9 protein-coding genes are annotated in these 7901 nt (G+C 65.7%); 2 read left to right on the forward strand and 7 right to left on the reverse strand.

Features of this window, described 5'->3' with window-relative positions; translation table 11 throughout:
* Positions 1-60: 60 nt before the first annotated feature.
* The 5 genes from J1N50_RS16140 to J1N50_RS16160 form a co-directional block, all read right to left on the reverse strand.
* Positions 61-954 carry a tyrosine recombinase XerC gene (locus tag J1N50_RS16140; protein ID WP_215355585.1) on the reverse strand — a complete coding sequence of 298 codons (894 nt, stop codon included), beginning with the start codon at positions 952-954 and terminating at the stop codon, positions 61-63.
* Positions 955-1058: 104 nt separating this feature from the next.
* Entirely contained in the window at positions 1059-2204 is a 1146-nt protein-coding gene (gene hemW / locus J1N50_RS16145) for a radical SAM family heme chaperone HemW (protein ID WP_215355588.1), read from the reverse strand.
* Between the two features lie 124 nt (positions 2205-2328).
* Entirely contained in the window at positions 2329-2982 is a 654-nt protein-coding gene (gene rdgB, locus J1N50_RS16150; protein ID WP_215355590.1) for an RdgB/HAM1 family non-canonical purine NTP pyrophosphatase, read from the reverse strand.
* A gap of 1 nt (position 2983) precedes the next feature.
* The gene (rph, locus tag J1N50_RS16155; RefSeq protein WP_215355592.1) at positions 2984-3700 is read right to left on the reverse strand and encodes a ribonuclease PH; all 717 of its coding nucleotides are present in this window, start codon (positions 3698-3700) and stop codon (positions 2984-2986) included.
* 48 nt (positions 3701-3748) lie between these two features.
* Positions 3749-4549, reverse strand: coding sequence for a dienelactone hydrolase family protein (locus tag J1N50_RS16160; RefSeq protein ID WP_215355594.1), 801 nt, complete (start codon positions 4547-4549; stop codon positions 3749-3751).
* A gap of 268 nt (positions 4550-4817) precedes the next feature.
* On the opposite strand from J1N50_RS16160, the gene hrcA reads away from it, so the two are divergent.
* Positions 4818-5861 (forward strand): heat-inducible transcriptional repressor HrcA, encoded by a 1044-nt coding sequence (hrcA, locus tag J1N50_RS16165; protein WP_215355596.1) that lies wholly within the window; start codon positions 4818-4820, stop codon positions 5859-5861.
* A 4-nt stretch (positions 5862-5865) separates the two neighbouring features.
* Entirely contained in the window at positions 5866-6417 is a 552-nt protein-coding gene (gene grpE, locus J1N50_RS16170) for a nucleotide exchange factor GrpE (protein ID WP_215355598.1), read from the forward strand.
* Between the two features lie 200 nt (positions 6418-6617).
* Here grpE and def read toward each other — a convergent pair whose 3' ends face one another.
* Together def and recR are read right to left on the reverse strand one after the other, a co-directional pair.
* A complete protein-coding gene (def, locus tag J1N50_RS16175; protein ID WP_215355600.1) occupies positions 6618-7151 on the reverse strand; it encodes a peptide deformylase in 534 nt (177 codons plus the stop codon).
* A gap of 31 nt (positions 7152-7182) precedes the next feature.
* Complete coding sequence (gene recR / locus J1N50_RS16180) at positions 7183-7779, reverse strand: recombination mediator RecR (RefSeq protein WP_215355603.1); 597 nt, start codon at positions 7777-7779, stop codon at positions 7183-7185.
* Positions 7780-7901 lie beyond the last annotated feature (122 nt).

Here is a 7901-nt window from a genome sequence, read left to right on the forward strand (position 1 = left end):
CTTCCTCGCACTGAACAAAATCGCTTCAAACCTCGAACGTGGAATTAATGGGTCCTGACCCTAAGCCCGCGGATGCGCGCTGCGGTAGATATCGAGCAGATGCGCCGCGTCGACCGCCGTATAGACCTGCGTCGAGGCGAGGCTGGCATGGCCGAGCAATTCCTGCAGGCTGCGAAGGTCGGCGCCGCCGGCAAGCAGGTGCGTCGCGAAGCTGTGGCGCAGCGCGTGCGGCGTCGTGCGTTCGGGCAGGCCGAGCGCTCGGCGCGCCGAGCGGACGCTCGCGCGAATCACGCCGGGCTGGAGCGGTCCGCCGCGGGCGCCGAGGAACAGCGGCGTTTCCTTGCCGATCGGCCATGGGCAGGCCGCGACATAGCGCGTGACCGCGCTCGCGACGGCGGGCAGGATCGGGACGATGCGCGTCTTGTTCCGCTTGCCGGTCACGCGCAGCGTGTCGCCTAGTGGCAGCGCCGCACCGGTCAGGCCCAGCGCCTCGCCAATGCGCAATCCCGCACCATAGAGCAGCAGCAGCAGCGCGAAATCGCGCGCTCCGACCCAGCCTTCGCGGGCGCTATCCTCGACATCTTGCGCGAGTTGGAGCGCTTCGGCAGGCGCGACGGGGCGTGGCAGGCCCTTCTTGACGCGCGGCCCGCGCATTTGCGGGACGCTGGCGTTCGAGCTGCCGACGAAGCGAAGGAAGGTGCGTAGCGCGCTGAGTTCGCGCGCGGCCGAAGCATTGCCCAGCCCCTCGGCACGACGATCGGCAAGGTACGAGCGAAGATCGTTCGCCGTCAGCGATTTGAGCAAAGTCGCATCGACCGCAGCGCCGCGATGATGGGACAGAAAGGCGCAAAACCGTTCCGCGGTCGCGATGTAAGCGCGGCGCGTATGCTCAGACCGGCGCTTTTCATCCGCCAGATGGGCGTCCCAGTCGCGGATCAGTCCGTCAGCCAACATCAATTCCGTTCGCCCTGAGCCTGTCGAAGCCCCGTTCTTCTTCCAGCCGGGCAAAGGAAGAACGGCCCTTCGACAGGCTCAGGGCGAACGGGCTTTGGGAGACCTTAGCTTGTGCGCACCGCCTCGGAAAGGATCGAGTCGAGCAGCAATATGCCGTCGTCAGTCACCGCGAGCCGGTCGCCATTCCGGACGAGCAATCCCTGCCCCGACAGCCGTTCGACCGCGCCCTCATCGACGAAAGCCTCTCGACCCAGCCCGCTGCGCGCCTCGACGCGCGCCAGATCGACTCCTTCGGTGAGCCGCAGCCCCATCAACATCGCTTCGGTCGCGCGTTCGTGCGCGGGTAAATCGGCTTCGACCTTCAGCCCGTGTCCGTTTCGGCCGACCGCGGAGATGAAATTTTCGGGCTTTCTATGTCGTTCGGTCGCCTGCGCAAGGCGGCGCCCATGTGCGCCGGGTCCGATCCCTGCATAATCGCCATAGCGCCAATAGGTCAGATTGTGCCGGCTCTCCTCCCCCGGCTTCGCGTGGTTGGATACTTCGTAGCGCGGCAGTCCCGCCGCGCGGGTGACCGCCTGCGTCGCGTCGAACAAATCGGCGGCGGTATCGCCATCGGGGATAAGAAGATCGCCCTTCGCGGCGAGCGTCGCAAAGCGCGTGCCGGGTTCGATGGTGAGTTGGTAGAGCGAGAGATGTCCCGTCCCGAACGCCAGCGCCTCGTTCAGTTCGGCTTCCCATTGGCCGAGCGCCTGTCCCGGCCGCGCATAGATCAGGTCAAAGCTGACCCGGGCGAAATGCTCCTGCGCCGCCGCGATCGCGCGCCGCGCCTCGTCGCCGCTGTGCGCGCGGCCAAGAAATTCAAGTATTTGCGCATCGAAGCTCTGGACGCCGATCGACACACGATTCACGCCGGCACTCGCAAGCGCGGCGAAGTTCGCGACCTCGACCGAATTGGGGTTCGCCTCCAGCGTGATCTCGCAATCGTCCGTCAGTCCCCACGCTTCCTGCGCCGCCGCGATCACCGCCGCTACGGTTGCCGGCGGCATCAGGCTGGGCGTACCGCCGCCGAAGAAGATCGACGAGACGAGCCGGTCCGGCAGCAGCAGCGCCTCATGCCGCAGATCGGCAAGCAGGGCAGCGCGCCACGCCACCTGATCGACACGCTCGCGCACATGGCTGTTGAAGTCGCAATAGGGGCATTTGCTGACGCAGAACGGCCAATGGACATAGAGGGCGAGCGGTTCGGCCATGCGGAGGCGATATAGTGATATTATTCCCAGTTCGTCATGCTGAACTTGTTTCAGCATCCATAGCTGGCCCTCGAATTCGATGCCGCGCCGAAGGAACCGGCGAGCCATGGACCCTGAAATAAGTTCAGGGTGACGAGGTTTTAAAGGCGCCTTCTTGGAACACGCCCGCCACCAGCTTGGCAAAAGCATCGGCACGATGACTGATCGCATGTTTCTCGGCCGGATCGATTTCGGCGAAAGTCAGCGTGTTGCCCGCCGGAACGAACACCGGATCATAACCAAAGCCCAGCGTTCCGCGCGGGGGCCAGGTCAAGCTGCCCTCTGCCCTGCCCTCGAACACTTCGGCATGACCATCGGGCCAGGCCAGCGCCAGCGTGCAGACGAAGCGCGCGCTGCGGTCGACATCCGCGCCTTGCTCGGCGAGCAGGCCTTCGACCTTGCCCATCGCCAGATACCAGTCGCGGCCCTCTTCGCCCTCGAACCACTGCCGTTCGGCCCAGTCCGCGGTATAGACGCCGGGCCGCCCGCCGAGCGCCGCCACTTCGAGGCCGCTATCGTCCGCGAGCGCGGGCAGGCCGGCGGCCGACGCGCTCGCATGCGCCTTCAGGAGCGCATTTTCGACGAAGGTCGTGCCCGTCTCCTCGGGCTCGGGAAGGCCGAGGTCGCCGGCCGACACCGGCTCGATCCCGAAGGGTTCGAGCAGCGCGCGAATTTCGCGCACCTTGCCCGCATTGTGGCTCGCGATGACGAGCTTGCCGGGAGCGAGCTTGCGCGTCACCTCAGCGGCCCGCCGCCTTCGCCTGCGCGGCGAAGATGTCGGTGCAGCCGATGCGCGCGAGGCGCAGGAGGCGCAGCAGGCCTTCCTCGTCATAGGTCGCCCCCTCGGCGCTTGCCTGCACCTCGACGATCCGGCCCTTGCCCGTCAGCACGAAATTGCCGTCGGCCTCGGCGACCGAGTCCTCGTCATAATCGAGGTCGAGCACCGGCGTGCCCTGGTAGATGCCGCACGAGATCGCCGCGACGCTGTCCTCGATCGGATCCTCGGTCAGCGAGCCCGCCGCGATCAGCTTGTCGACTGCGAGGCGCAGCGCGACCCACGCGCCCGAGATCGACGCGGTGCGGGTGCCGCCGTCGGCCTGGATGACATCGCAGTCGATGACGATCTGGCGCTCGCCGAGCTTCGCCATATCGACGACTGCGCGTAAACTGCGGCCGATAAGACGCTGAATTTCCTGCGTTCGTCCCGACTGCTTGCCCTTCGCGGCTTCGCGGCTGCCGCGCGTGTGCGTCGCGCGGGGCAGCATCCCATATTCGGCGGTGACCCAGCCCTGCCCCTTGCCGCGCAGGAAGGGCGGCACCTTCTCCTCGACGCTGGCGGTGACGAGCACCTTGGTGTTGCCGAAGCTGACAAGGACGCTGCCTTCGGCGTGGATGGTGAAGTTGGTTTCGATGGCGATCGACCGCATCTGGTCGGGCGCGCGGCCGGAGGGGCGCATGGAATGTCCTTTCGATCTTTGATTGCCGAGGCCCTTAGGCCGTGGCTCTCAACCGCTCAAGCGCATCCTGAAGAAATCGAGGATTTCATCGCGCGCCTGCACGGTCGGCTGGCCGGCCTCGTCGATCAGGTGGATGGTGACGACGCTGTGCGGGTTTTTCATCGGGCTGTCGGGGTTCGCCGCCTCGTCGGGCAGCACGCGGCCGATGAAGCGGTCGCCGAGCGCATTTTCGAACGCCTCGAACCGGGCGGCCTTGCAGAATTTGTCGCCCTCGAAGCGATAGGCGAGCACGGTCAGATCCTCGGCCTCCATCCGCGCTTTGACCGCGGCAAGCTCGTCGGGGTGGATGTGCATGCCCGCCGCATCGTTCAGCGGCAGCGAGGGCTGCGACAGCACCGGTGCGAGCACCGCGGGCTCCAGCATCATCGACAGCGCAAAATTGCCGGTGAAACACATGCCGATCGCACCGACGCCCTTGCCGCCGCATTCCTTGTGCGCCAGCGCCGCAAGCGCACGCAGCCACTGTGTCGCGGGCGAGCTTTCGTTGGCCTGGAAGGCGCGGAACTGACGACTGATGCAGCCGCCGAGGATTGAGAACAGCGCGCCCGGCATCCGCGGCACGGCGCCATCTTTCCCGAAGATGTGCGGCATATAGACGGTGAAGCCGGCGTCGCGCACCCAGCGTGCAAAGCGCGCGACATGCGGGCTGATCCCCGGCATTTCGGTCATCACGATCACGGCGGGGCCGCTGCCCATTGTATAGGCGCGGTGCGTGCGGCCGAGCAGGTCGATGTCGCGATGCTCGAAATCGTCGAGCGGGTCGTCCTGGTTAAGCGGGCGTGTTATCATGACTGCCTCCCCGGGCAGGAAGCTAAGCGGGCGTGCATCGAATTACACCCCCTTTTTCCGTCATCCCCGCGAAGGCGGGGACCCGGCTTTCTTCTTTGTCTCTTCTTCGTGCCTTCGCGCCTTTGCGTGAAACCATAAAAATCTCGCGCAAAGGCGCAAAGGCGCGAAGAAGGAATAAGCTGGATCCCCGCCTTCGCGGGGAAGACGAGGAGGAAAACCAGGCGCGGGCTTTGTTGCGCTTCTTCCTCCCCATCCCTAAATCCTGCCCATGACCACTCCGCCGATCACCGAACTGACGACGCGCGCGCGCGATGTGTTCCGGCTGGTCGTCGACGCGTACCTCGAAACCGGGCAGCCGGTGGGCTCGCGCACGCTGTCGAAGCTCGCGACGCTCAATCTTTCCCCTGCCTCGATCCGCAACGTCATGCAGGACCTGGAGGAATTCGGCCTGCTCGCCAGCCCGCACACCAGCGCGGGACGCTTGCCGACCGAGCAAGGCCTGCGCCTGTTCGTCGACGGCATGATGCAGGTCGCCGAACCCAGCGCCGAGGACCGTGCGCAGATCGAGGCGAGCCTGGTCGAAGGCGGCCCGATCGAAAGCGCGCTGGCGCAGGCGACCGCGGCGCTTTCGGGCCTGTCGGCGTGCGCGGGCCTCGTCCTCGTTCCCAAGCACGAGCGCGTGCTGAAACAGCTTGCCTTCGTGCCGCTGTCGGCGAACCAGTCTCTCGTCGTGCTGGTCGCGGGCGACGGGACGGTCGAGAATCGCGTCATCGACATTCCGGCCGGACTCAACCCGTCGGCGCTCGTCGAGGCGGGCAATTATATCAGCGCAACCTTGTCGGGCCTGACCCTCACCGAAGCGATGGCGCGCGTCCGGCGCGAGATCGAGGCCGAGCGAATCGCCATCGACCGTGCGGCGCAGGATCTTGTCAGCCGCGGCCTCGCGGTCTGGTCGTCCGACGGCGCCGACCGCCCGGTGCTGATCGTGCGCGGGCAGGCGAACCTGCTCGACGAAAGCGCGGTCGGCGATCTCGACCGGGTGCGCCAGCTCCTCGATGAACTCGAAACCAAACAGGACATCGCGCAGCTTCTCGACAGCGCGCGCGAAGGCAGCGCGACGCGCATTTTCATCGGGTCGGAGAATAAATTATTCTCGCTGTCGGGCTCGTCCGTGATAGCGGCGCCCTATCGCGGATCGGACGGGCGCGTGGTGGGCGTGGTGGGCGTAATCGGCCCGACGCGCTTGAACTATGCCCGGATCGTACCCATGGTGGATTTCACCGCACAATCGCTCTCAAGACTGATACGATAGGTTTATGACGAATATCGAAAATGACACGCCCGTCGACGACGGCGCGACCGAAGAAACCGCAGCCCCCGAAGCCGTCGCAGCTGAACCGCAGGATGAAACGGCGAAGCTCGCCGAACAGATCGCCGCGCTGCAGCAGGATCTGCTCTATGCGCGCGCCGAGACGCAGAATGTCACGCGCCGCAAGGACAAGGAAATCGCCGACGCGCACGCCTATGCATCGACCAAATTCGCCCGCGACATCTTGTCGGTCGCCGACAATCTCGGCCGCGCGCTGGCCGCACTGACGCCGGAACAGCGCGAGGATGCGGCGATCAAGCCATTGATCACCGGCCTCGAAGCGACCGAGCGCGAATTGCTGAGCGTCTTCGAACGCAACGGCATCACCCGCATCGCGGCGATCGGCCTGCCGCTCGATCCGAACCAGCATCAGGCGATGCTCGAAATCCCGAGCGACAAGGAGCCGGGCACGATCGTGCAGGAAATGCAGGCCGGCTATATGATGAAGGACCGGCTGCTGCGCCCCGCGATGGTGGGCGTGGCGAAGAAGGCGGAATAGCCCCATTCTCCCCTCCCTTTACGGGAGGGGATACAGGGGTGGGTGCCGCGGCGCGTCTGCGCCGCATAAGAATTTGAGAACTAGAGGTTGGGGACAGAGTCACTTGGCGCACAAGGCGCCAGCCCCCTCACCCGCTGCGACTAGCCAGCAAGCTGGCAAGTCTCGCTGCCCTCTCCCGCAAGGGGAGAGGGGTGAGCCAATCACGCCGCCTTGCGCAGCTTCGCCAATTTCTTCAGCACCATCTCGCGCTTCAACCGCGACAGATGGTCGATAAAGAGAATGCCCTCCAGATGGTCGTGCTCGTGCTGGATGCACGTCGCCATCAGCCCGCTCATCCGTTCGCGGTGAGGCTTGCCATCCTCGTCCTGCCAGTCGACGGTGACTTCGGCGGGGCGCGTCACATCGGCATATTGCTCGGGGACCGACAGGCAGCCCTCCTGATAGACGCTATGCTCCTCGCTCTCGTCGGAGAAGACGGGGTTGATGAAGACGCGCGGGGTGCGGATGATCCGCTTGCCCTCTTCATCCTCGGGATCGATTTCCTGCAGGTCGATCACCAGGATACGCTTCGGCACCCCCACCTGTATCGCGGCAAGCCCGATACCGGGGGCGTCGTACATCGTCTCGAACATGTCGGCGACAAGCTGCTTTAGCTCGGCGTCGAAGGTTTCGACGGGCTTGGAAATGACGCGCAGCCGGGGATCCGGGGTCTCGATGATGGGTAGGATGGCCATAGTTGCGAGGTATGAATTCGAACGCCCCGCGTCAACCCATCGGCCGCCGCGCGCGCAGTGCCTGCGCCAGCGTCCCTTCGTCGAGATAATCGAGTTCGCCCCCCACCGGCAAACCATGCGCCAGCTGCGTCAGCCGTACCGGATAACCCTCCAGCCGCTCCGCGAGATAATGCGCGGTCGTCTGGCCCTCCAGCGTCGCATTCATCGCCAGCACCACCTCGTCGATCCCGCCTGCCGCGACGCGCGCGACGAGGGCATCGATGCTGAGGTCCTGCGGCCGCACCCCCTCCAGCGCCGACAACCGCCCGCCGAGGACGTGATATTTGCCCGGAAAGAGCCGCGACTTGTCGAGCGCCCAGAGATCCGACACCTCCTCGACGACGCACAGCGAGCGCGCATCGCGGCGCGGGTCGGCGCAGATCGCGCACGGATCTTGCGTATCGATATTGCCGCAAATGCCGCAGGTGACGAGCCGTTCGGACACCGTCTGGAGCGCGGCGAGCAGCGGCGCAAAGCTGCTTTCGCGCTTCTTCATCAAGTGCAGCACCGCGCGCCGCGCCGACCGCGGGCCGAGGCCCGGCAGGCGGGCGAGTTGCTGGACGAGCGCTTCGATTTCGGTGGAGGCCATGATGAGCACCTAACGCGCCGCACGACCCCATACAATCCTCTCCCCTTGCGGGAGAGGATGCCGGAGCTTGGCGCAACGCGCCTAGCGGAGGCTGGAGTGGGGTTGCGCTGCCGTCGGCAGCG

The sequence above is a fragment of the Sphingopyxis soli genome (assembly GCF_018682675.1).
GTDB classification, from domain to species: Bacteria; Pseudomonadota; Alphaproteobacteria; order Sphingomonadales; family Sphingomonadaceae; genus Sphingopyxis; species Sphingopyxis soli.